Consider the following 24,514-nt stretch of genomic DNA (forward strand, 5'->3'; position numbering starts at 1 on the left):
TGCGGTCGAGTTTGCCGTGAGCCGTGAGCGGCAGGCTGTGCAGGCGCACGTAAGCCGCCGGCACCAACGTGTCCGGCAGTCGCGCTTGCAGGTGGCGGTGCAAGTCGCCGGTTTCGACAGTCTCGATTTCGGTGAACCATGCAACCAGACGCCCATCACGCACCAGCACCACGCATTCGCGGACCGCGTGATGAGTGCCTAACGCAGCTTCGATTTCACCCAACTCAATACGCACACCGCGCAATTTCACCTGATCATCGTTACGCCCCAGGTATTCGATGTTGCCATCGTCCAGCCAGCGCGCGAGGTCACCGGTGCGGTACATGCGTGCGTGCGGCTCGTCACTGAACGGGTCGTCGAGGAACTGTGCAGCGGTCAGTTGCGGACGATTCAGATAACCGCGCGCAACCCCGGCGCCACCGACATACAACTCGCCTTGCACACCGGTCGGCACCGGCTGCTGCTGGCGATCCAGCAGATAGACCTTGGCATTGGCAATCGGCCGGCCAATGTGCAGAACCCGGCCGGGCTCGATGCGCCCGGACGTCGCCACCACCGTGGCTTCGGTCGGGCCGTAGTTATTGATTACATCGAACGTCTGATCACGCGGGAACTGGCGCAACTTGTCGCCACCGATCAGCAGCGTGCGCAAGGTCGGATGGCCCAGTTCACGGCTGAATGCGTATTCGGCGACCGGGGTCGGCAGAAAGCTCACCTGCAACGGCTGCGCGCGCCACCACTCGAGCAATTCATCCAAGTGTTCATTGCCAATCGTGGGCGGTGGCAGGTGCAAAGTCGCGCCGACGCACAGCGCTGGCCAGACTTCCCAGGCCATGGCATCGAAACCGCAACCGGCGACGCTGGCGGTGTGACTGCCGGCGTGCAGATCGAAGGCTTCGGCGTGCCAGTGCACAAGGTTTTCCAGAGTGCTGTGCTCGACCATCACGCCTTTTGGTTGCCCGGTAGAGCCCGAGGTGTAGATCACGTAGGCCAGATTCGCCGGGGTCAACTTCGGCAGTTGCGGATTGTGCTCAGGCAAGTGCCGCCAGTCGTTGGTGCCCAGATCGATCACGGGGACAGCGCCAAGCAGGTCGCGCGTCGAGGCCTGCGCCAGCACCGCGATCGGATCGCTGTCCTGCAACAGGTAGGCGATGCGTTCTGCCGGGTAATCAGGATCAATCGGCACATAACCGGCGCCGGCCTTGAGAATCGCCAGCATTGCAACAAGCATGTTCGGGCCGCGACGCAGGCACAGCGCAACACGATCGTCGACTTGCACGCCGAGGCCGATCAGGTGATGGGCGAGGCGATTGGCGCGCTGATTCAGTTCGCGGTAGCTGAACTGTTGCTCACCCTGCACCACCGCCAATGCTTCGGGATGCGCCAAGACTTGCGCTTCAAAGAGCCGCGGCACTGTCTGCGCGGGCGGGTATTCACGACCGCTGATGTTGAAGCCGACCAGCACACGCTGCCGCTCGCCCGGCGACACGATCGATAGCTGCTGCAACGGCGTCGTCGGCGTGTACTCCAGCGCCGTGACCAGACTGTGCAACGCAGTTTGCAAGAAGTCGCAGACCCGCGCGCCATCCACCTGCGGCACGGCTTGCACGCTCAAGCGGAAACCTTCGCCGAGGTCGTCGACGCTGACGACCAGCGGATAATTGCTGCGCTCGCGCGAGCTGAGAATCTGCACGCCATCCCACGTTACAGCGGCCGAATCCGGCGCACTGTGGCGGAAGTTGAGCAAGGTGCTGAACAGCGCCTGCGACCCGGCGACACCACTGCAACGCTGGGCCAACGCCAACAAAGCCTGCTCATGGCCGAGCAACTGTGCCAGACGTGCATGGGTGGCACGCACGCCGCTTTCTAGCGAATCTGCCCGGACACTGACGCGCAGCGGCAAGGTGTTGATAAACATGCCCAGCGCCCGATCAGCGCCCTCCCCACCCTGCATGCGCCCGAGCAAAACGGTGCCGAACACCACGTCCTGCTGGCCGGACACCTGAGCCAACACTTGAGCCCAAGCCTGGTGCACCAGACTGGCCACGCTGACACCCAGCCGCCGCGCCTGCTCGCGTAGACGTTGGCCGAGGTTGACGTCCAGCTCCGCATGACTGTCGAGGATATCGCTGCCGTCGCCGTGCACGTCCTGCAAACCGAAGGCCACGGTCGGCTCGTCAATGTCGGCGAGCATCTCGCGGAAGAACGCCTCATGGGCCTGATCATCGGCGCCGAGCCGCGCCTGTGCGACAAAGTTACGATACTGCACCGGCGGCGGCAGATCGACGCTATGGCCGAGCATGACGTCGTTCATTTCCGCCACCAGCACGTCCAGCGCCGTGTGATCGAGGACGATATGGTGCAGCAGGAGAATGCCGATCCAGCGGTTGTGCGGCTGATCTTCGGTGTAGACAAAGCGCACCAGCGGCGCGCGGTTAAGGTCCAGACGATAGTGGCGGGGATCGAAACGCGCCTGCATCTGCTCGAGTACATCGCCGTCGAGTTCATCGGCATCGACGCGTTCCAGCGCCAGTGTTGCATCGCGGCAGACCACTTGCACCGCCTCTTCAAGACCCTCCCAGAAGATGCCAGTGCGCAGAATGTCATGGCGCGCAATCACGCCGTTCAAGGCGCGGACGAAGGTTTTGATCTGCGCCAGACCGTCGAAGGCAAATTGCGCCTGCAACACATACGGATCGCCAGCGCTGGTGGCCAGATGGTGATAGAGAATCCCTGCCTGCAACGGCGCCAGCGCATAGATGTCCTGCACATTGGCGATGCCGCCCGGCACGCTGGCAACCACGCGGTCGATAGCGGCTTGGTCGAGATTGGCCAGCGGCAACATGGCTGGGGTAATGCGCGTGCAACCCGGTTCGATCAGGTTGTCTGGAACGACAATGCCGCGTTCGCTGCTCAAGGTCGCCGCCAGCGCTGCCACGCTCGGCTGACCGAACAACACGCGTACGTCACAGTGCAGATCCTGTTGGCGCATGCGTTCGATCAGCTTCACTGCCAACAGCGAATGACCACCGAGTTCGAAGAAATTGTCATGACGACCGACCTGTTCGACACCGAGTAACGTCTGCCAGAGTTCGGCAATCAGGTTTTCCACGGCACCAACCGGCGCTTCGAAACCACGGTGGGCGAAGGCCTCGCTGTCCGGTTGCGGCAAGGCTTTGCGGTCGAGCTTGCCGTTGGTGGTCAGCGGGAAGGCTTCCAGGCGAACGAACGCGCTCGGCACCATGTAGTCGGCCAACGTGGCCAGCAAATGATCACGCAACTGCGCCACGTCAGGCGCGGCACCGGCGTCGGCGTCGGCGTCGGCCAGCCAGTAGGCAACCAGCCGCTGGTCACCGGGGCTGTCCTCACGGGCGATCACCACGGCTTCGCGCACGCCTTCGCAGGTAGACAGACGCGCCTCAATCTCACCCAGCTCAATGCGGAAACCGCGAATTTTCACCTGATCGTCGTTGCGCCCCAGATATTCGAGGCTGCCATCAGCGGCCCAGCGCGCAAGGTCGCCGGTTTTATACAACCGCGCCTCGGCGTTTGCGCCAAACGGATCATTGATAAAACGCTCGGCCGTCAGCGCTTCGCGATTCAGATAGCCGCGCGCCACCCCGGCCCCGCCGACGTACAACTCGCCAATCACGCCGACCGGAACCGGTTCGCGCTGCGCATCGAGGACATACAGTTGCAGGTCGGGAATGCGCACGCCAATCGGGCTGACGCCGAGCAATTGCGCGTCGGCGGCCTGCAACGGCCGATAGGTCACGTGCACCGTGGTTTCGGTGATGCCATACATGTTCACCAACCGCGTTCCGGCATTGCCGACCCGCGCGTACCACGGCTTGAGCAGCCCAGGCTCCAGCGCTTCGCCGCCGAAAACCACTTCCCGCAAGGAATGCTGCAAGGTGCTGCGACCCTGGGCGGCGATCAGTTGGCGGAACGCGCTCGGCGTCTGGTTGAGCACGGTCACACCGGTTTCGCAGAGCAGTGCATAGCAGTCGTCCGGCGAACGGCTGACGGCTTGCGGGACCAGCAGCAATTGCCCGCCGAACGCCAGCGCGGCCCAGATTTCCCAGACCGAGAAGTCGAACGCGAAGGAATGGAACAGCACCCCGATGTCTTGCTGGTTGAACTGGAACCAGTCCTGGGTGGCAGAAAACAGCCGCGCCACGTTGCGGTGCTCGACCATCACGCCTTTGGGCAAACCGGTAGAACCGGAGGTGTAGATGACATAGGCCAGATGCGCCGGGATCAGCTCGGGAATGTGCGGATTGCTGTCGAGTTCGGCCTTGAGCTGAGCGCCGTCGAGGTCAATTTGCGGCACGTCGAGATCAGCCACGCGATCGCGCGTTGCTGCCTGCATCAGCAGCGCTGCCGGGGCGCTGTCCTGCAAGGTGAAGCTGATACGGTCCAGCGGATAGGCCGGATCGATTGGCACGTAGCCGGCGCCAGCCTTGAGCACGCCGAGCAGGCCAATGATCATCTGTGGGCCACGCTCGACGCAGATGGCCACGCGGTCGTCGGGGCGGATGCTGAGGGCCAGCAGATGATGGGCGACCTGATTGGCGCGGCGGTTGAGCTCGCCGTAGCTGAGCGTCTGCCCTTCGAAGATCAGCGCTGTGGCGTCCGGTCGGGCCTGTGCATGGGCTTCGAATTGCTGGTGGATCAGCGGGGTGTCGGGGAACTGCGTCAGCGGCAAATTACTGCCGTGCAGCAGGTGTTCGCGTTCGCTGGCCGGGAGGATTTGCAGCGCTTGCAGCGGTACATCGGCGCTGGTTTGCAGGGCCGCGAGCAGACTCTCCAGCGCCGCATTCAGGTAAGCAGCCATGCGCTCGGCACCCAGCACTTCATCCGCCAGCGCGGTGATGCGCAAGTCCACGCCGAGGTCATCGATGTTGATCGTCAGCGGGTAGTTGGTGCGCTCGCGCGCGCCGAGCACCTGCACACCGGGGGCAATGTCGACCACGTCAGCGACTTCTTCGACGCTGCTGTGCCGGTAGTTGAGGATCGCGCTGAACAACGGCGTCGGTACCGCGACGGCGCTGCAGCGTTGCGCCAACGCCAGCGAAGCTTGCTCATGCGCCAGCAACGCCGTCAGACGCTGATGGGTCGTGCGCACGCCGGCACGCACGTTTTGCGCGCCGACATCAACGCGCAGCGGCAAGGTGTTGATGAACATGCCCAACGCCTGCTCGCCACCCTCGCCCGCGTCCATCCGCCCCAGCAGCACGGTGCCAAACACCACCGCCGTGCGCCCGGACAATTGCCCCAGAACCCGTGCCAGCGCCAGGTGCGTCAGGCTCGCGACACTCACGCCCAACTGCCGCGCCTGCTCGCGCAACTGCCGGCTCAAGTGGCTGTCGAGCATCAACGCGGCTTCCTCGATGGTGTGGCCGTCGCCCTGTACATCCTGCAAACCACACGGCAGCGTCGGCTCGTCGATATCGGCGAGCATTTCGCGGAAAAACGCTTCCTGCGCCTGCTCACTGCCGGCACTGCGTGCCTTGGCCAAGTGATCACGATACGGCACCGCCGCTGGCACTTGCGCAGTCTGCCCGAGCAGACAGGCCTGAATTTCCCGGCGCAGCACATCCAGCGCCACGTGATCCATGATCATGTGATGAAACAGCAACAGCGCAACGACACGGCCCTGCGCAGGATCCTGCGCATAGACCATGCGCAGCAACGGTGCTTGTTGCATGTCGAGACGAAAGTGCTGCGGGTCGTGGCGTTCGAGCAGTTGCGTCAGCACATCGGCGCCGCTGTCGACACTGACTTCTTCACACAGCAGCGGCGCCTCGCGCCAGACCACTTGCACCGCCTCGTCGAGGTATTCCCAGACAAACGAGGTGCGCAGAATGTCGTGACGTTTGACCACCCAGCGCAGCGCCTCGGCGAAGGCGTTCAAGCGCTCCTGGCTGTCGAACACGAAGCGCGCCTGCGAGATATAGGGGTCGCCAGCAGCCGCCGAGAGGTGGTGATAGAGCATGCCCTCCTGCAACGCGGACAACGGATAAATGTCCTGCACGTTGGCGCCGCCGCCAGGCACCGTGGCGACGATGCGGTCAAGGGTGTCCTGATTCAGCGTCACCAGCGGCAGCATGTCCGGTGTAATGCGAAAGGCCGGGCTCAGCCAGTCACCGCCGTGTTCGGCGACTAGCTCCAGCAGTTGCGCCTTGTGCGCCGCGAGGCTGTCCCACAACGCGTCATCCAGCGCGTCGTCGCTGCCCAGAATGACCAGGTCTTCATCTTCCTGTTGAAGGCGGATCGCATGGGTGGAAATGGCAGCCATCAGTTCGCTGAAATGCATGAGGTAACCTGCTGTAAATACGGAAAAAAGGAGCGCGCAGCAGCGAGTCCGTGCACGCGGCGCGCAGCCTGGAAAAACTAAAACATCGGGGCGTGGGTGTCTGACATGGGAAGCGGGGACAAGCCGTGTGCTTGAGCACCGCAAGCCCCCTGTGGGAGCGAGCCTGCTCGCGAAAGCGGTGGGTCAGTCGACATCATCATTGACTGAACCAACGCCTTCGCGAGCAGGCTCGCTCCCACAGGTTTTGTGTCCGAGGATCAGAGACGGCGTTTGCGGTTGAGGTTGGGGATGGTGGTCTGGGCGATCTCGACCTGCTTGGCCTGCCGCGAGGTCTGTGCCGCCAGCGCTGCCAGCGTCGGCTGACTGAACAGCGTGCGCGCGTCGACATGCAGGCCGGCCAGACGCATGCGCGCGACCAGACTCACCGCCAGCAACGAATGCCCGCCCAGCTCGAAGAAGTTGTCGTGGCGCCCCACCTGCTCGACCTTGAGCACCTGCGCCCAGATCTGCGCCAAAGCACTTTCCACGTCACCTTCGGGTGCCTCGTAGGGACGGCTGAGCAGTGCCTCCGCCCCCGGCTCCGGTAATGCCTTGCGGTCAATTTTGTCATTGGGCGTCAGGGGCAGCGCCGCCAGCATCACGTAGGCACCGGGCACCATGAACTCCGGTAACTGCGCCAATACATGCGCTCGCAATGCTTCAAGCGTCGGCGCAGTCAGCTCGGCACGCAGGGTGTAATAAGCCACCAGCCGCTCATCGCGCACCAGCACCACCGCCTCACGGATCGCCGGATGTTCGAGCAGCCGCGCTTCAATCTCGCCCAGCTCAAGACGAACCCCGCGCAACTTGACCTGAAAGTCGTTGCGACCGAGGAATTCGAGGTTGCCGTCGGCGCCGTAGCGCACCAGATCACCGGTGCGATACAAGCGATCACCGGCCACGAACGGACTGTCGATAAAGCGTTCGGCCTGCAGTTGTGGCAAGCCCAGATAGCCGCGCGCCACGCCCACCCCGCCAATGTGCAGATGCCCGCTGACGCCTAACGGCACTGGCTGATCAAAGGCATCGAGAACATACAGCCGCGTATTGCTCAGCGCCTTGCCGATCGGCACCAGCGTCGGCGGCACCGGCTCGCCGGGCTCCAGCGTCCAACCGCTGCTGTCGACCGTGGTTTCGGTCGGCCCATAGACGTTGTGCAGACGCACCCACGGCAGGCGCTCGCGCACTTGCCGGGCCAGCGCGACGGTCAACTCGCCGCCACCGTTGAGCAAGTCGGTGAGGCTGGTGCACTGGCTGACATCGTCCTGCTCGATGAACTGCTGCAACAAGGCCGGCACGAACTTGACCACGGTAATGTTCTGTTCGCGGATCACTTGCGTGACATAAGCCGAATCGCGATTGCCATCGGCCCGCGCCAGCACCAGACGCATGCCCGAGCACAGCGGCCAGAAGATCTCCCACACCGAACTGTCGAAACTGTACGGGGCCTTTTGCAGCAACGCCCCGTGTTCAGTGGGCGGCGACAACTGCGAGCCCCAGTGCACCATGTTGCAGGCACTGCGGTGCTCGATCATCACGCCCTTCGGCGTACCGGTGGAGCCGGAGGTGTAGATCATGTAGGCCAGGTTCGTCGCGCCGAGACCCGGCACCTGCGGATTGTCGTGCGGCTGCTCCTGCCAGGCACCGAGGTCGAGATCGATCAGCGGCACGCCCGCTTCACCGAGCAGATCGCGCGTCGCGGCATGCACCAGCAGCGCGACCGGTGCGCTGTCCTGCAACATGTAGTTCAGGCGTTGCAGCGGATAATCCGGATCGAGCGGCACATAAGCACCGCCAGCCTTGAGAATGCCCAGCAGACCGATCACCAGCTCAGGCCCACGCTCGACGCAGATCGCCACCCGCGAATCCGGCTGTACGCCCAGACCACGCAGATGATGGGCCAAGCGGTTGGCCTGCTCGTTCAACTCGCGATAGGTCAGGCGTTGCTCAGCGATCTGCACGGCGATGGCATCCGGCTTGCGCTGCACCTGTTGTTCGAACAGCGCCTGCAGCGGCTGATCCATCGGGCAGTCGACTGCCGTATCGTTGAACTCGATCAGCAGCCGTTGCAGTTCTTCCTGCGGTAACAGCAGCAGGCTATTCAGCGGCCGCTGCGGCGTAGTCTCCAAAGCTTCGACCAAACCGTTCAGCGCCGACTGCACATAACTGCAAATGCGCTGCGCACCAATGCTCGACAGGGTTCGGGTGGTCAGACGCAAGCCCGTGCCGAGATCATCGACACTCAGGGTAAACGGGTAATTGGTGCGCTCCTCGCTGGCCAGGGTCTCGATGCCTTGCCAGGTCTGCCGGGAGGTTTTTTGCTCGACATCATCGCTGTGCCGATAGTTGAGCAAGGCACTGAACAGCGGCGCCGGCGCAGCAACGCCACTGCAACGCTGAGCCAGCGCCAAAGAAGCGTGCTCATGGGCAAGCAACGCGGTCAGGCGTGCATGGGTGGACTTCACCGCCGCGCGCGCGCCTTCGCCGACATCGACCCGCAGCGGCAAGGTATTGATGAACACCCCCAGCGCCCGGTCGGCCCCCGCACCGCCCTGCATGCGCCCCATCAACACCGTGCCGAACACTACGCTGTGCTGGCCGGATGTCGCCGCCAATACTTGCGCCCAAGCGAGGTGGATCAGGCTGGCGACGCTGACGCCGGCCAGACGCGCCTGCTGTTGCAGACGTTGATACAGATCGCTCGTCAGGGTTTGCGCGGCTTCTTCGATGTTGCTGCCATCACCCTGCACATTCTGCAAAGCGAACGGCAAGGTTGGCTCGTCGATGTCGGCGAGCATCTGGCGGAAAAACGCTTCATGCTCCTGTTCACTGACACCCAGTCGCGTCTGCGCCACATAATTGCGGTACGGCACCGGTGCCGCCAGCGGTTCAGCGCTCCCGGACAGGCAGGCGTGGATTTCTTCGCGCATCGCCTCCAGCGCGATGTGATCCATCGCCAAATGATGGAACAGCAAGATGCCGACCACCCGGTTATGCACGGGGTCACGGGCATACATCAGGCGCAGCAGCGGTGCCTGACTGACGTCGAGGCGATAGCGCCGCGCGTCGAAGCGCTCGTGCAACTGATCGATGATTGCGCCACCAGCAGGGTCAAGTTCGACTTCCTGCACCGGCAAAATGGTCTCGCGCCATACCACTTGCACCGGCGACGTCAGCCCTTCCCAGACCACCGCCGTACGCAGGATGTCGTGCCGTGCAATGACCTGACGCAACGCAGCGGCGAAGGCCTCGACCCGCTCGAGGCTGTCGAACGCCAGCAGGGATTGCAGCAGGTACGGATCGCCCTGCGCAGCGGTGATGTGGTGATAGAGAATGCCTTCCTGCAACGGCGCCAAGGGATAGATGTCCTGCACATTGGCGGCACCGCCGGGCACCGTCGCGACGATGCGTTCGATCATCGCCTGATCCAGTTGCACCAGTGGCAGCAGCTCTGGCGTGATGTGCGTGCAATCGGCGGCAATGCGATTGGCCGGCACCTCGACTTCGCGACCGCTGCCCTCCGCTGCAGCCAATGCGGCCAGTGTTGGTTGGCTGAACAGCACGCGAACATCGCTGCTCATGCCAATCTGGCGCATGCGTTCGATCAAGCCCACAGCCAACAACGAGTGCCCGCCCAGCTCGAAGAAATGGTCGTGACGCCCTACCCGTTCGACCTGCAAAACCTCGGCCCAGATCTGCGCCAAGGCGATTTCTACGTCACCTTGGGGCGCCTCGTATTGCCGCCGGATCAGCGCTTCCGGCCCCGGCGCCGGCAAGGCCTGGCGATCGAGCTTGCCGTTGGCCGTCAGCGGCAACGTTGCCAAGCGCACGTAAGCCGCCGGCAACAGGGCGGCCGGCAAACGCGATGTCAGGTGCGCGTGCAGTTGCAGGATGTCCAGCGCTTCACGCTCGGTAAACCACGCCAACAGTTGACCGTCACGCACCAGCACCACGGCTTCCTGCACCGCAGCATGGCTGGCGAGTGCCGCTTCGATTTCGCCCAGTTCGACACGCACACCACGGACCTTCACCTGATCGTCGTTACGACCGATGTACTCAAGCTTACCGTCGGCGCGCCAGCGTGCGAGGTCGCCGGTGCGGTACATGCGCGCATCCGGCTGTGCACTGAACGGATCGTTGAGGAAGCGTTCGGCCGTCAGATCCGGACGATTCAGGTAACCCCGGGCAACCCCGGCGCCGCCGACATACAGCTCGCCGATGATGCCGATCGGCACCGGGCGCTGCTGATCATCGAGCAAATACGCCGTGGCATTGCTCACGGGTTTGCCGATGTGCAACGCCAGCCCCGGTGTGATCAACCCCGACGTGGCGACCACCGTGGCTTCGGTCGGGCCATAGTTGTTGACCACCGCAAAAGACTGCGCACGGTTGAACTGGCGCAGACGATCGCCGCCGATCAGCAAGGTGCGCAAGGTCGGGTGATCGAGTTGTTTGCTGAAGGCATATTCGGCAATCGGCGTTGGCAGGAAGCTGACATCCAACGGCTGCGCCCGCCACCAGACGAGCAGCGCGTCGATGTCTTCGTTGCCTTCGCTCGCGGGTGACAAATGCAGCGTCGCCCCGGCACACAACGCCGGCCAGACCTCCCACGCCATCGCGTCAAAACCGAAGCCGGCCAGACTCGAGGTGTGCTGCCCGGGAGCGAGTCCGAATGCCGCGCAGTGCCAGTCGACCAGATTGCCCAACGTGCGGTGTTCGACCATCACGCCTTTGGGCAAGCCGGTTGAACCTGAGGTGTAAATCACATAAGCGAGGTTGTTCGTGGCCAACCCCGGCAGGTCAGGATCGGTCGTGTTGTCGAGCGACCATTCGCGCCGATCAAGCTCAATCACTGGCAGCACTGTGGCGGGCAAGCGATCACGCAAATCACTTTGCGTCAGCAGCGCCACCGGAGCGCTGTCGCTGAGCAGATAACTCAGGCGCTCGGGCGGATGCGCCGGGTCAATCGGCACATAAGCGGCGCCAGCCTTGAGAACCGCCAGCAGCCCGACCAATGTCTCCAGGCCCCTGCGCGCGACGATTGCCACCCGGTCATCCGGCCGCACACCGAGGCCCAGCAGATGATGGGCCAGCGCATTGGCTTGCTGGTTCAGTTCGGCATAGCTCAGGGTTCGTCCCTGATACGTCGCGACCACGGCGTCCGGTTGTTCGGCCACTCGGGATACGAATCGCTGATGAATCAGTGGGCCTTGCGGATAACTGACACGGGTGTCGTTCCACTCATCGAGCAGGGCCAGCTCTGCCGGGCTATTGAGGTTGAAATCGGCGATCGCGAGTTCCGGACATTCCAGACCCTGCTCCAGTATCAGCAACAAGCGCTCGGTCAACGACGCCATCTCGTCTGCCGTGAAATAGGCCGGCGAGTACACCAGATGCAGCCAGGCCTTGTCGTTGTAACGGTTGCTGCGCAGGTGAAGGGCCAGCGGTGTCGCCTCGTGCTGGTTGGAGACCTTGACCGAGTGTCCCGACGCCTCACCGTAACGGTAGTCATGGTCGTCCTGTTCGTAGGACACCGACAGCTCGAACAGTTGCGCACGGTCTTCACGCAACAGGCCCAGCGCGCGGTTCATCTCGCTCAGCGGGTAGCGTTGATGGCGAAAATCCTGTTTCAGGCTATCGCCGATCACCTTGATCAAGTCGCCAAATGACAGCGCCCGGCCAAAACCCATGCGCATCGCACTGACCTGGGTGAACAAGCCCAAGGTGCTTTTGAAGCGGGCACCGGAACGATTGAGAATCGGCAAGCCGACCACCCACTCATCACGTTGGGCGGTACGACTGAAATACACATGCAGCGCCGCCAGCAACACATGAAAGGCCGAGCCACCGAATCGTCGCGCGCAGTCTTTCATGCGCTCGTGCAGCACGGCAGGAAAAGCCTCGATGTGGATGCGACTTGGTGCTGCTTCAGCGTCAAGAAATTCGCGATGACGGGGGGTCAACAACGGTTCGGGCAAGCGGCGGTACTTGTCCAGCCAGTAGCGTTGATCGCGCTCGTAGCGAGGTGACTGATGGTAGCGCGCATCATCTTCGATAAAGCCGACATAGGACGGTGCCGCCCTGCGCGGATGCTCGCCACGGCACAACGCGCTGTAGATCTCCCCTACCGACTTGAACAGCAGCGCAAACGCCCAGCCATCGATGATCAAGTGATGAGCCTGGGCCGCCAACCAGTGGCGATGCCGATCGAGGCGAATCAGACTGAAGCGGAACAACGCTTGCCCGCTCAACACAAAGGCCTGCGCCATCTGCGCTTCGACCAGTGTCCGGGCAGCCGACTGTGGATCAGGTTGGCTGCTGACATCATGCAGCGGCATGGCCACCGGCAACGCTTGGGCAAACCCTTGCAACGGCAACCCGTCGTGACCAACGTCCGATCGCAGAATAATGCGCAAGGCATCATTGGCTTCAATCAGATATTCAAGTGCCGATTGCAGCAATGCCGGATCCAGCGGCCCGGTCAGTTCGACATATCCACCAATGTTATACAGCGGCGAATCTCCGCGGCTCAGTTGGTCCAGCCAGATATCCCGTTGAGCGGCGGTCAGCGCGAATGTTTCGACAGGCACGGACAGATCGTCCGCCACGTTGGCAGAAGTAGGCTGCATAAGATCCTTCTCATGTGATTTTGCCGGTATTCAAGCATCGGCCCCGACGCCGACATGACACCTGAAACCCGGACAATCACCACCCTGATATGCGCCATCGGCGTGGTTATCGCAGGCAACGTCTAAAAATTCGGAGAGGAAATACTGAAAAGCTTGTAGGAAAAAAACCACATACCAGCGCCGCCATTTGCCAGAGCGCTGCCTATCACATTTCACCATCGCCCGGTTTTCCGGGGCTTGAGCGTGACTGAACAGTCACGCTCGCTGTTACGCCGGTGTTCAACAGCGTCAGAACCCCGGCGCCAACAATCAGAAATAGTGGCACTTTGTGTCCCTGTTTTCCCCTACAGACGTAGGACAAATCCATAGGCTTAAATCCCGCTCCAGATCGTGTTCAAGGAGAAATGACGGCGTGGGTGGCTTTTGCATAATCGGCAGACGATTCAGTGATGGTTCTGAACCAGGGATGACAAGGATATGAATCTGACCGGCAGTATTCGCAATATGGAAAACCCGCATTTCTACTGGCAACTGGGTGAGCTGATTGCAAGCACCGGCGATGATCACTTCGCCACGAACATGTTCCAGTTGGTCGACACGCTGGTGCCGGTCAATCGGGTGGATCTCAGTGAGTGGACGCTGGATGAGCGTCAGGCCAGCGTGCTCGATATCAAACCGCTGGGCAGCGCCGGGCTGACGCAAACCTGTGCACCGGCCGAGCCGCTGGAAAGCCCCGACGATCATCCGCTGTTGCAGAAGATGATCGAGATGAACGACTCGCTGCTGATTCAACTGAAAGCCTCGCTGCAGCCTCGCCATCCGCAACACAGTGCTCACCAATGCAATCTGGTCTCGCGCACGTCCAACCGCCGCTGTGTCATCTCGTTTTACCGACCGCATACCCAACGGGTGTTTTCCCTGCCAGAACTGTCGTTTCTCAAGCGCCTGTCCGACACCTTGCTGCCACTGATCGAACGCCACGCGCAGATCAGCCGGCAACTCCTCGCCAGACAACCGCGCCAGCCCTTGGCCGAGCTGGACCAGGCGCCGCTGGCCCAGGTGTTCGACGAGCGCCTGGCGATCAGCGACATCGCTTTGTCGGTGCGTGAGAAAGAAGTCTGCCTGGGCCTGTTGACCGGCGGCACCGTGCCGCAAATGGCGGAAAAGCTGCGGGTCAAGAACAGTTCGATCGAGACGTACCTGAAACGCGCCACGGCCAAACTCGGGGTCAGTGGTCGCCATGGTCTGGCGAAATGGATGGCCGGCGCCTGAGCACAACGCTCTTTTAATGCATGAGGCAGTTCGATGTTGACGTTGCGACTTTCCCTGCTGTCCATCGCGGTGCTGATGGGCGGCTGTTCATTGATTCCCGAGTATCAGCGCCCCGCTTCCCCCACCGCCGCGCAGTATCCGACAGCAACGCAGGCTGCAACGGGCAGCGAGGACTGGCGCACACTGTTCACTGACCCGGCGCTGCAACAGTTGATCGAAAGCGCGCTGGTCAACAACCGCGACCTGCGCGTGGCGGCACTCAACGTCGAAGCGTTCCAGGCGCAATACCGCATTCAGCGCGCCGACCTGTTCCCGGCGGTGTCGGCTAATGCCAACGAGTTGCGCCAGCGCATGCCGCCGAGCGTGACCCAAGGCAAAGCGCTGATCAATTCGACGTACTCGGCCAACCTCGGTATCAGCGCCTATGAGCTGGATTTCTTCGGGCGCGTGCGCAGCCTCAGTGAGCAGGCGTTGCAAACCTGGCTCTCGACCGAAGAGGCGCGGCGCAGTGCCGAGCTGAGTCTGGTCGCCAACGTCGCCAACGCCTACCTGACCTGGCGTGCCGATCAGGAGCTGCTGGAACTGACCCGTGACACCCTCGCTGCCGATGAGCAGAGCCTGCACCTGACCACGCGCAACCGCGAGGCCGGCAAATCGTCAGCGCTGGAGCAGGCGCAAGCGAAGACCAGCGTCGACAGCTCACGGGCCAATCTGGCGCGTTATCAGCGGCAGGTCGCGCAGGACTTGAACAGCCTGACCTTGCTGGTCGGCGCACCCGTGCCCGACGCCCTGCCCGGCCGTCCGCTGGCCAGCGATCTGGTGCAACAACTGCCGGCCGGTTTGCCATCGGATCTGCTGCAACGGCGTCCGGACATTCTCCAGGCCGAATACAAACTCAAGGCCGCCAACGCCAATATCGGCGCAGCGCGGGCGGCGTTTTTCCCCAGTGTCAGCCTGACGGCAAATGCCGGCACCTCCAGTCGTGACCTGTCCGGATTGTTCGGCGGTGGCTCTGGCGCGTGGACCTTTCAGCCGCAGATCAGCCTGCCGATCTTCAATGCCGGCAGCCTGCGCGCCAGCCTGGATTATTCGAAACTACAGAAAGACGTGGCGGTGGCCGAATACGAAAAATCGATCCAGACCGCGTTTCAGGAAGTCGCCGACGGCCTCGCCGCGCGCAGCACGTATCAGCAGCAATTGCAGGCGCAGCGCGATCTGGTCGCGGCCACGCAGACTTACTACAACCTGGCGCAAAACCGCTATCAGAATGGCGTCGACAGCAGCCTGACGTTCCTTGATGCGCAGCGCTCGCTGTTCAGTTCGCAGCAAGGTCTGATCACCGATCGCCTCGCGCAACTGGTCGCCGAGGTCAATCTGTACACCGCGCTGGGCGGCGGCTGGAGCGTTGAGGATTCACGGCTGCAGTGAGTCCGTCGTCACTTTTTCTTACACCTTTTGTCGCTCGATCCTGTGCCGTGCGGCGATCCATGGCCGGCCTCTGCCCTCAGTTTGGTATCATGCGCCGCTTTTACGGTTAACCCCCCGCCAGTCCTGCCGACTGACGGGCTGCAAAAGGCGGTATTAGATGACGGCTTTGTTGACTCGCCGCAAGGTGCTTGCGGGAATGGGCGTGCTCGGGCTAGGCCTGCTCGCCGGCTGCGACACCCGTGGCCAACTGTCGTACAAGTACGGCAAGGATCTGAGTAACAAGATCATGGGGCGCACCTTCAAACTGAAGAACACCGATGGCGAAACCATGACGCTGTCGAGCTTTCGCGGCATGATGCCGATGGTGTTCTTCGGCTTCACCCAGTGCCCGGCAGTCTGCCCGACCACCCTCGCCCGCGCGGCGAAAATCAAGAAACTGATGGGCGCCGATGGCGACCGCTTGCAGGTGATCTTCATCAGCCTCGATCCCGAGCGCGACACCCCGGAAATCCTCGACGCCTACATGAAAGCCTTCGACCCGACGTTCGTTGCGCTGTACGGCACGCTTGAGGAAACCGCGGCCACGGCCAAGGAATTCGACGTGTTCTACGAGAAAGTCCCGGCCGGCGACACGTACACCATCTCGCACACCGCCACCAGTTACGTTTACGACTCCAATGGCGGCTTGCGCCTGGGTCTGTCCACCTCGCTTTCGGCAGAACAATGCACGGAAGATTTGCTTACTGTTATGGAGGTTTGCTGATGCAACCTGTTTTGAACCACATCAAACGTGCCGTACTCGCTCTGTCCCTGCTTGGCCTGGCCTCGCAGGTCTCGGCGCAGACCAAAGTCGACGATGCCTGGGTGCGCGCGACCGTGCCGACCCAGTCCGCCAGCGGCGCGTTCATGACCCTCACCGCCGACAGCGACAGCAAGTTGCTCAGCGTCGCGACGCCAGCAGCCAAAGACGTGCAGATCCACGAAATGACCATGAAGAACGACGTCATGAGCATGGGCCCGGTGAAGTTTGTCGAGCTGCCGGCCGGCAAAGCCGTCAAGCTGGATCCGAACGGCTACCACGTGATGCTGATGGGCCTGACCGGTCAGCTCAAGGAAGGCGAAAGCGTGCCGCTGACCCTGACCGTGGAAAACGCCAAAGGCGAGAAAGAGACCATCGAAGTCAAAGCGCCGGTTCGCGCGCTGACCAACATGGAAGGTCACGATCACAGCAAAATGCATTGATCTGACTGAGCGGCAATAAAAAAGGGGCGGCCCGATCGATGATCAGGCCGCCCCTTTTTTTGGGGGGTATGCACTAACGCTTGCGGGCCAACGCGTTGCGCACGCTTTCCCGCGACATTCCCGAGCCGGAACGGGTCACGGTTTCAACGACGGTTGCCTTGGCCAACTGTCCCTTGCGCTTTTCCACCTCACGCCACTGGTAACCGAGATATCCGCCTGCCACCACAATCCCCAGCCAACCGAACACCGAACTGACGAAGAACCACAACCCGAGAGTGATCCACACGGTTTTCGAGGTGAACAACTTCAAGCCGTCATCGGCACGCACCGGTTCAACCGGTTCAACCGCTGCCTGCGGCGTCACCGGTACTCTGTGCACCCCATCCAGATCAATGCGCCAAGCGAAGTCCGCCCCGGCCACCGGAACGTCTAGTTGATTGCCTTCAGCACGATGCACCCGAATGTCGCCATCGACGAGCGACATGGAGCTGAAACTGATCTGGGTTTCATAGCGAATCTCGCCGTTGACCTGGGTCACGACCGTTCGTTTTTGGTCGATGGGGGTGTCGCGCATGTCGATTCCTTGAGCGTTCCACGTCGGACGACGTGCGAAGGGATAATCCGTTGGAGTCGAATGCTACTGAGTGGCTATTACGCTGTCCAGAAACAACCCACGGCGTTCCCTTCCGACGACGCATTATCAACTCCCCGCGCCGCTATGCGCCTCTTCAAAGAAGTAATCCTTCCAGCTGTCGGCCTTGTTCTTCAGCACGCCCAGCTCCTGCAATTTCTCGGCATAGATAAAGGTGCGCTGCGGCACCACGGTGAAATCGATTTCCGGGTCTTTGACGATTTGCTCGACCAGGGCCAGCGGCAGTTTCGACTGTTCGACACGAATGTACGCCTGAGCCGCCGCCGGTTTGTCCGCCTTGATGATCTTCTCAGCCTCAGCCAACGCGTCGTAGAACGCTTTATAGGTTTTCGGGTTTTCGTCGTGGAATTTTTCCGTGGTGTAGAGCACGTTGAACGTCGCCTGGCCGCCGAGCACGTCGTAGGAACTCAACACTTTGTGCACGTTGGGGTTCTGCAGAGCCTGATACTGGAACGGTGGGCTGGAGAAGTGCGAGTTGATTTCCGAGCCGCCGGCGATCAGCGCGGCGGTCGCATCGGGGTGCGGCAGGCTGACTGAGATATCGTCAAATTTCTTGAATTGCGCGTCACCGAATTCCTTGGCGGTTTCGATCTGCAAGGTGCGTGACTGGAAGCCCACGCCGGCAGCCGGCACGGCAATCCGATCCTTGTCGGTGAAGTCCTTGAGCGTCTTGATGTTCGGGTTGTTGGTCAGCAAATAGTTGGGCATCGAGCCCAGTGCGGCGATGGCTTTGACGTTCTGTTTGCCCTTGGTGCGATCCCACACGGTGAGCATCGGCGGGACACCGGCAGACACCACGTCGAGCGATCCGGTGAGCAGCGCTTCGTTCATCGCCGTGGCGCCAGAGATGCTGTTCCAGTCGACCTTGATGTCGAGGCCCTGCGCCTTGCCGTGTTTTTCGATGAGGTTCTGGTCGCGCACTACATCGAGAATCAGGTAACCGATACCGAATTGCTGGGCGATGCTGATCTTGCCTTCGGCCTGAGCGCCGGTGCTGAACAACGCACTCGCGGCCAGAGAAGCGGCCAACAGAGTCAGTGCGGAACGTTTGAACGGTGTGGCCATGACAACCTCGCAGCATGGGGTGGTTTGCTGAAAGGCCTGACTTTATAGATATAAAAAACATAAATTAAATATCTTTATCGCATATCGATAGCACGGGTTGTTGAGCGAAAGGAGGCTGCGAGCTTTTGATTCCGGGTTCCGATAACAAGATCAAAAGATCGCAGCGTGCCGCAGCTCCTACACTGGAATTCGGTGGCGGCTCGAAGGGTTAAACAGCCTGAAACAATAAATCTACCAGCCTCAATATCGCCGATTGCCGTGTGACCCGAGGGCCGGTCAGGGCTGCAGACGCGCCATCACCTTCGAAAGCCCGCGCACCAACGCATCACCCGAGCGTTTAAAAGGGCGATCAGACAGCTCACCCTTGGTATCATCGCGCACACTTTTATGACGATTTAATGGCTGGAAGGTCTTTTTTTGTGAGCGCTCTTTTTAACCGGTTGCGGCAGCCGTATGCCCGCCTCTTTTCGTTGATCGTTCTCGTGCTGGTGGTGCCGGTGTGCCTGCGTGCGGCCCTCGGCTGGTCGGCTCCATTGGGCTATTTGTCGGATCTGGCCATTGGCAGCTTGTTGGTGGTGTTGCTGCATCGCCGGGCGTGGTGGCTGGCCCTGCCGGTGTTGCTGTTCTGGGGATTGCTGGCGGTGGCGACCGCTGAACTGGTCAGCGCCGTCGGCCGCTTGCCGACACCTTCCGACATTCATTACCTGATCGATCCGCAGTTCGTCGAGAACTCCACCGGTGGCGGGTTGGCCCACCCTGCGCTGGGCATCGCTTTGCTATTGGCCCTGCTGTTCTGGTTGCTGACCCAGTTCGCCGGCCGTGGCATGCCGCGTCCGCCCCTGCCCCGCGCGGTGTGGAGCGCACCGTTGGTGTTGTTCGCCGCGCACTGGGGCGCGCAGAACCTGTGGCCGAGCGAAGCGGATCCGTGGCGCCAGTACAACCTGCCGCACCAGTTGCTGGCCACCGAGGTCGCCGATCTGCAGATTCGGGGCGAGGAATGGCTGGACGGTGACGTCGAAGAACCCGCGCCAGCCATGGCCGGGCTCACTGACGTCGACCTCAACGGGCAGAAACTGCTGGCCGCGCCGGGGCAAGCGCGCAATGTGCTGATCATCGCCCTGGAAGGCATTCCCGGCGCGTATATCCGCGCCAACCGCGAGGCGATCGGCAGCCACTATCAGGAAGACCTGATGCCCAACCTCAGCCGCTGGGCCGAGCGCGGCATGAACACTCCGGATTACGTGCTGCACACGCACCAGACCATTCGCGGTCTGTACGCGATGCTCTGCGGCGATTACGACAAACTCAACAACGGCACGCCCAAAGGCGTGGAAATGCTCACCCTCAACGAGCGCAATCAGGCCTGCCTGCCGGCGCAACTGCGGGAACACGGCTTCAGCACGCACTATCTGCAAGGTGCCGGGCTGCGCTTCATGGCCAAAGACAAGATCATGCCGCACATCGGTTTCGATGCGACTCATGGTCTGGAATGGTTCAGCAACAGCAACTATCTGGAATTCCCGTGGGGCAAGGATGACAAGGCGTTTTTCGAAGGCGCGCTGGATTATGTCGGCCAACTGAAAAAGCAGAAAAAGCCTTGGATGCTGACATTGCTGACCGTCGGCACCCATCAGCCCTACTCCGCGCCCGAGGAATACCTGGAGCGCTACGAAACGCCGAAACAAGCCGCCGTCGGTTATCTCGACGATGCGCTGGAGCAGTTCCTCAGCGGCCTCGAACGCCAAGGCGTTCTGAAAGACACGCTGGTAGTGATCACCTCGGATGAATCCCACGGCATCGACGGCGTGCGCCTGGCCTCGTCGTGGGGTTTCAATCTGACCCTCACGCCGGAGCACGAACAGCTGCCGCGGCTGAACAAAGGCGTGTATGGCCACGTCGATCTGAGCACCTCGATCCTCGACTACTTCGACCTGCCGGTGCCTTCCGCCCTGAGCGGTCGTTCGCTGTTTCGCGACTATGACAGCGGCCGCGAAATCATGTCGTTCACCAACGGCAAACTGCGTTATCACAACGGTCAGGGGATCTTCTCCGAGTGCGACATGCCGCGCCGCTGCCGCTACTACGAAAGCGCCGGCTTCATCGCCGAAAGCGCCACGTACAAAGGCAACTACAGCGGCCACCCGGCCCGGCAGATCGCTGCTCGCGCCAACGCCCTCGACCTGTCGCTGCTGCGCACGCCGCTCAATCATCGCTATCAGTTCGGCAGCACCAACGTCATCCCGCTGCAAGCGCAGATCAACGATGACTGGGCCGACAATCTGATCGGCGCGCAGTACCTGGAAATGCCCAAAGGCTCGCACACCCGCGTGCGCCTGACCGTACGTTCAGTCGATCCGCAGCAGGCGGCGTACATTCAGCTCAAGGCCAAGGAGTTTGAACAGGACGTTCAGATCGGTCTGCCGCAAGAGATGGTGGCAACTGCCGAGCAGCCACTGGAAATGAACTTCAGCTTCGACAACCCGCAAGAACGCAAAGCGTTTTCTTTCCATTTGCTGGGGTATGGATTGGGTGCGGTTGAAGTGACGGATTTCAGTGTGATCACTGAATTGCCGGGGCAAGAGGATATTCTGAATGAAGTGCCACTGGATGATTCAGAACAGGCCAGTTGAGCAAAATTTTTCTGCCTAAAAAACCATATTAAAATGCAGGGCACCAAACAACGGGCCCCTGCACCTTCTAAACTAATTTTTCCTCATGTAAAATCCGCCAACCACCTTTACCCCTCCCTCAATTACAAGATCGATAACTCCATGCAGAGTATTACGATCATCTCTTAAAGTAAAAACTGCTACGCCGCCAAGAACATAATGAACACCAGCAAGAGTCAAACTCCAATATCCACTGTCGTTGGGCGCCTTCACCTCATGTGGTCCATTGCCCACTACAGAAAGAGGAAACTCCAAAAACAAATAGTTTTCGCTGTCACTAACCGCGAGAAGTTGATAACTACCAACAGACGAAAAATCTATGTCGCTAGTGATAATAGTTCGCCCATTACTCGCTTCGGCGTAAAAAAAACCCGCGGCACTTCCTTTATGTGCCAACAACGATTTCACACGTTCATTTAACAAGTCACTTTTCATATTATTCTCCTAAACTGTCGTCTTCAAAAATAAGCTATCGTTTACAACACAAGTAGATTAGGCAATCCTCGCCTTCCGCTACAACTGATAGAAATGACAGTTTTTTATATCAATAAGAAATAAAAACCTGTCATCCAAAACGATTTAATCCGTGAAAGACTTTGCCTATCAGCCCCCAATAGCCTGCCTATTAGCTGACTCTCCAAGTCGGGTCTAGCCTTACTAGTCCGAAGTCGGCACGAGCCGGCCGTAGCAGACCTGATAAGGACCCGAACATGGCAAACGAATCGAAATGCCCGTTCAACCACGCCGCCGGTGGTGGTACGACGAACCGTGACTGGTGGCCGAATCAACTCAACCTGAAAATTCTCAGCCAGCATTCGCCCAAGTCCGACCCGCTGGGCAAGGATTTCGACTACGCCAAAGCCTTCAAGAGCCTCGACTTTCAAGCCCTGAAACAAGACCTCAATGCGCTGATGACCGACTCCCAGGACTGGTGGCCGGCCGACTTCGGCCACTACGGCCCCCTCTTCATCCGCATGGCCTGGCACAGCGCCGGCACCTATCGCACCGCCGATGGCCGTGGTGGCGCTGGCTCCGGCCAGCAGCGTTTTGCGCCGCTGAACAGCTGGCCGGACAACGTCAGCCTCGACAAGGCCCGCCGCCTGCTGTGGCCGATCAAACAGAAATACGGACGCAATATTTCCTGGGCTGACCTGATCGTTCTCACCGGGAACGTTGCGCTGGAGTCCATGGGCTTCAAGACCTTCGGTTTCTCCGGTGGTCGTCCCGATGTTTGGGAACCGGATGAGGACGTGTACTGGGGGTCCGAGCATGAATGGCTGGGTGGCGACAGCCGCTATGGCAAAGACAAGTCCGCCATGCAGGAGCCCGGTGACGGCACGCTGGTGGCTGAGCCGGATCTGCACGGCAAAGAAGAAAGCCGGACTGATCAGGGCGAGCGCAATCTGGAAAACCCGCTGGCCGCCGTGCAGATGGGCCTGATCTACGTGAACCCCGAAGGTCCGGAAGGCAATCCGGACCCGGTCGCTTCAGCCCACGATATCCGCGAAACCTTTGGCCGCATGGCCATGAACGATGAAGAAACCGTGGCGTTGATCGCGGGCGGTCACGCCTTCGGTAAAACCCACGGCGCCGGCCCTGCCGATAACGTCGGGCCAGAACCGGAAGCGGCCGGCCTCGAAGAACAGGGCCTCGGCTGGCGCAACGCGTTCGGCACCGGCAAGGGTGGCGATACCATCACCAGCGGCCTGGAAGTGACCTGGACCACCACACCGACACAGTGGAGCAACAACTACCTGGAAAACCTGTTCGGTTTCGAGTGGGAGCTGAGCAAAAGCCCGGCCGGTGCCCACCAGTGGATTCCGAAAAACGGCGCCGGTGCCGGCACCGTTCCGCATGCCCATGATCCGAGCAAAAAGCTTTCGCCGACCATGCTCACCTCCGACCTGGCGTTGCGTTTCGACCCGGCTTACGAGCAGATCTCGCGGCGCTTCCTCGCCAATCCGGATCAACTGGCCGACGCCTTTGCCCGCGCCTGGTACAAACTGATCCACCGCGACATGGGTCCGTTGTCTCGTTACCTGGGCCCGGAACTGCCGAGCGAAGAATTGCTGTGGCAGGATCCGATTCCGGATGTCACTCATCCGCTGATCGACGACAGCGACGCGGCTGCGCTGAAAAGCAAAGTGCTTGCCTCGGGCCTGTCGGTGTCGCAACTGGTCTCCACCGCCTGGGCGGCACTCTCGACGTTCCGCGGTTCAGACAAGCGTGGCGGCGCCAACGGCGGTCGTCTGCGTCTGGCGCCGCAGAAGTTCTGGCAGGCCAACCAGCCTGAGCAACTGGCCAAAGTGCTGCAAACCCTTGAGGGCATTCAGGGCGAGTTCAATGGCGGCGCCGGCAAGAAAGTCTCGTTGGCAGACCTGATCGTGTTGGCAGGGAATGCCGGGATTGAGCAAGCAGCGAAAAACGCCGGGCACTCCGTCTCCGTGCCGTTCAATCCGGGGCGTACGGACGCCAGCCAAGAGCAAACCGATGTCGACTCGTTTGGCTTCCTTGAGCCGATTGCCGATGGCTTCCGCAACTACAGCAAAGGCAAATACACCGTTTCGGCCGAGGCGCTGCTGATCGACAAGGCACAACTGCTGACCCTCACCGCGCCGGAAATGACTGTGCTGCTGGGTGGTTTGCGGGTGTTGAACACCAACGTCGGGCAGACCCGGCATGGTGTGTTCACCTCGCAGACCGAGGCGCTGACCAATGACTTCTTCACCAACCTGCTGGACATGGGCGTGGAGTGGAAGCCGACTTCGAGGGATGCGGATGAGTTCGAAGGACGCGACCGTAAAACCGGCAGCGTGAAGTGGACGGCGACGCGGGTTGATCTGGTGTTTGGTTCCAATGCGCAATTAAGGGCGTTGGCTGAGGTGTATGCCAGTTCGGATGCCAAGGAGCAGTTTGTTAAGGACTTTGTGGCGGCGTGGACGAAGGTCACCAACCTGGACCGTTTTGACGTGAAGTAACTTTCAGTCAAAAAAACGCCGCATTGATTAATGCGGCGTTTTTTATGTATATGGCTTGGGCTTTGTGGTGAGGCTTACATCTTACCCCCTCACCCCAGCCCTCTCCCCCAAGGGGGCGAGGGGGAAAGGGAGCCGATCTTCGTGCTTTTCAAGTCCTGAGTTCGACTCCGGACTTTCACGTCGGTGTAACTCGAACATTCACCTCGGTCAGTCCCCTCTCC

11 protein-coding genes (1 of these 11 cut by a window edge) are annotated in these 24,514 nt (G+C 61.0%); 6 read left to right on the forward strand and 5 right to left on the reverse strand.

The genetic code is table 11. The annotated features are described in order from the left end of the window. Both AC5SEM_RS13345 and AC5SEM_RS13350 read right to left on the reverse strand, forming a co-directional pair. Positions 1 to 6,319, reverse strand: the 5' end (the start) of a protein-coding gene (locus AC5SEM_RS13345; RefSeq protein ID WP_495473275.1) for an amino acid adenylation domain-containing protein. The gene continues 6,710 nt to the left of window position 1, outside the view; only the first 6,319 of its 13,029 coding nucleotides appear in the window; its start codon is at positions 6,317 to 6,319; its stop codon lies off the left edge, out of view. A gap of 257 nt (positions 6,320 to 6,576) precedes the next feature. Beyond that, positions 6,577 to 12,987: an amino acid adenylation domain-containing protein gene (locus AC5SEM_RS13350; protein WP_495473276.1), complete on the reverse strand. Its 6,411-nt coding sequence runs from the start codon at positions 12,985 to 12,987 to the stop codon at positions 6,577 to 6,579. 477 nt (positions 12,988 to 13,464) lie between these two features. On the opposite strand from AC5SEM_RS13350, the gene AC5SEM_RS13355 reads away from it, so the two are divergent. The 4 genes from AC5SEM_RS13355 (at position 13,465) to AC5SEM_RS13370 (ending at position 16,929) form a co-directional block, all read left to right on the forward strand. Next, positions 13,465 to 14,259 carry a helix-turn-helix transcriptional regulator gene (locus AC5SEM_RS13355; RefSeq protein WP_077572420.1) on the forward strand — a complete coding sequence of 265 codons (795 nt, stop codon included), beginning with the start codon at positions 13,465 to 13,467 and terminating at the stop codon, positions 14,257 to 14,259. Between the two features lie 33 nt (positions 14,260 to 14,292). Then, entirely contained in the window at positions 14,293 to 15,687 is a 1,395-nt protein-coding gene (locus AC5SEM_RS13360; protein WP_495473277.1) for an efflux transporter outer membrane subunit, read from the forward strand. 157 nt (positions 15,688 to 15,844) lie between these two features. Further along, a complete protein-coding gene (locus AC5SEM_RS13365) occupies positions 15,845 to 16,450 on the forward strand; it encodes an SCO family protein (protein WP_008079652.1) in 606 nt (201 codons plus the stop codon). Beyond that, positions 16,450 to 16,929: a copper chaperone PCu(A)C gene (locus AC5SEM_RS13370; RefSeq protein WP_077572416.1), complete on the forward strand. Its 480-nt coding sequence runs from the start codon at positions 16,450 to 16,452 to the stop codon at positions 16,927 to 16,929. The genes AC5SEM_RS13365 and AC5SEM_RS13370 overlap by 1 nt, the downstream gene beginning before the upstream one ends. Positions 16,930 to 17,002: 73 nt before the next feature. On the opposite strand, the gene AC5SEM_RS13375 is transcribed toward AC5SEM_RS13370, so the two are convergent. Together AC5SEM_RS13375 and AC5SEM_RS13380 are read right to left on the reverse strand one after the other, a co-directional pair. Next, entirely contained in the window at positions 17,003 to 17,503 is a 501-nt protein-coding gene (locus tag AC5SEM_RS13375; RefSeq protein ID WP_495473278.1) for a hypothetical protein, read from the reverse strand. A gap of 126 nt (positions 17,504 to 17,629) precedes the next feature. Continuing rightward, on the reverse strand, positions 17,630 to 18,646 hold the full coding sequence (locus AC5SEM_RS13380) for an ABC transporter substrate-binding protein (protein WP_123594334.1): 1,017 nt from the start codon (positions 18,644 to 18,646) through the stop codon (positions 17,630 to 17,632). Between the two features lie 419 nt (positions 18,647 to 19,065). Here AC5SEM_RS13380 and AC5SEM_RS13385 point away from each other — a divergent pair, with 419 nt between their 5' ends. Then, entirely contained in the window at positions 19,066 to 21,276 is a 2,211-nt protein-coding gene (locus tag AC5SEM_RS13385; protein WP_495473279.1) for an LTA synthase family protein, read from the forward strand. Positions 21,277 to 21,348: 72 nt separating this feature from the next. On the opposite strand, the gene AC5SEM_RS13390 is transcribed toward AC5SEM_RS13385, so the two are convergent. Further along, positions 21,349 to 21,750: a hypothetical protein gene (locus tag AC5SEM_RS13390; RefSeq protein WP_495473280.1), complete on the reverse strand. Its 402-nt coding sequence runs from the start codon at positions 21,748 to 21,750 to the stop codon at positions 21,349 to 21,351. Positions 21,751 to 22,025: 275 nt separating this feature from the next. Between AC5SEM_RS13390 and katG the strand changes: the two genes are divergently transcribed. Next, positions 22,026 to 24,293, forward strand: a complete 2,268-nt coding sequence (gene katG / locus AC5SEM_RS13395; protein ID WP_495473281.1) for a catalase/peroxidase HPI — start codon at positions 22,026 to 22,028, stop codon at positions 24,291 to 24,293. The last annotated feature ends 221 nt before the right edge of the window (positions 24,294 to 24,514 follow it).

Source organism: Pseudomonas sp. CH61, from assembly GCF_059429415.1.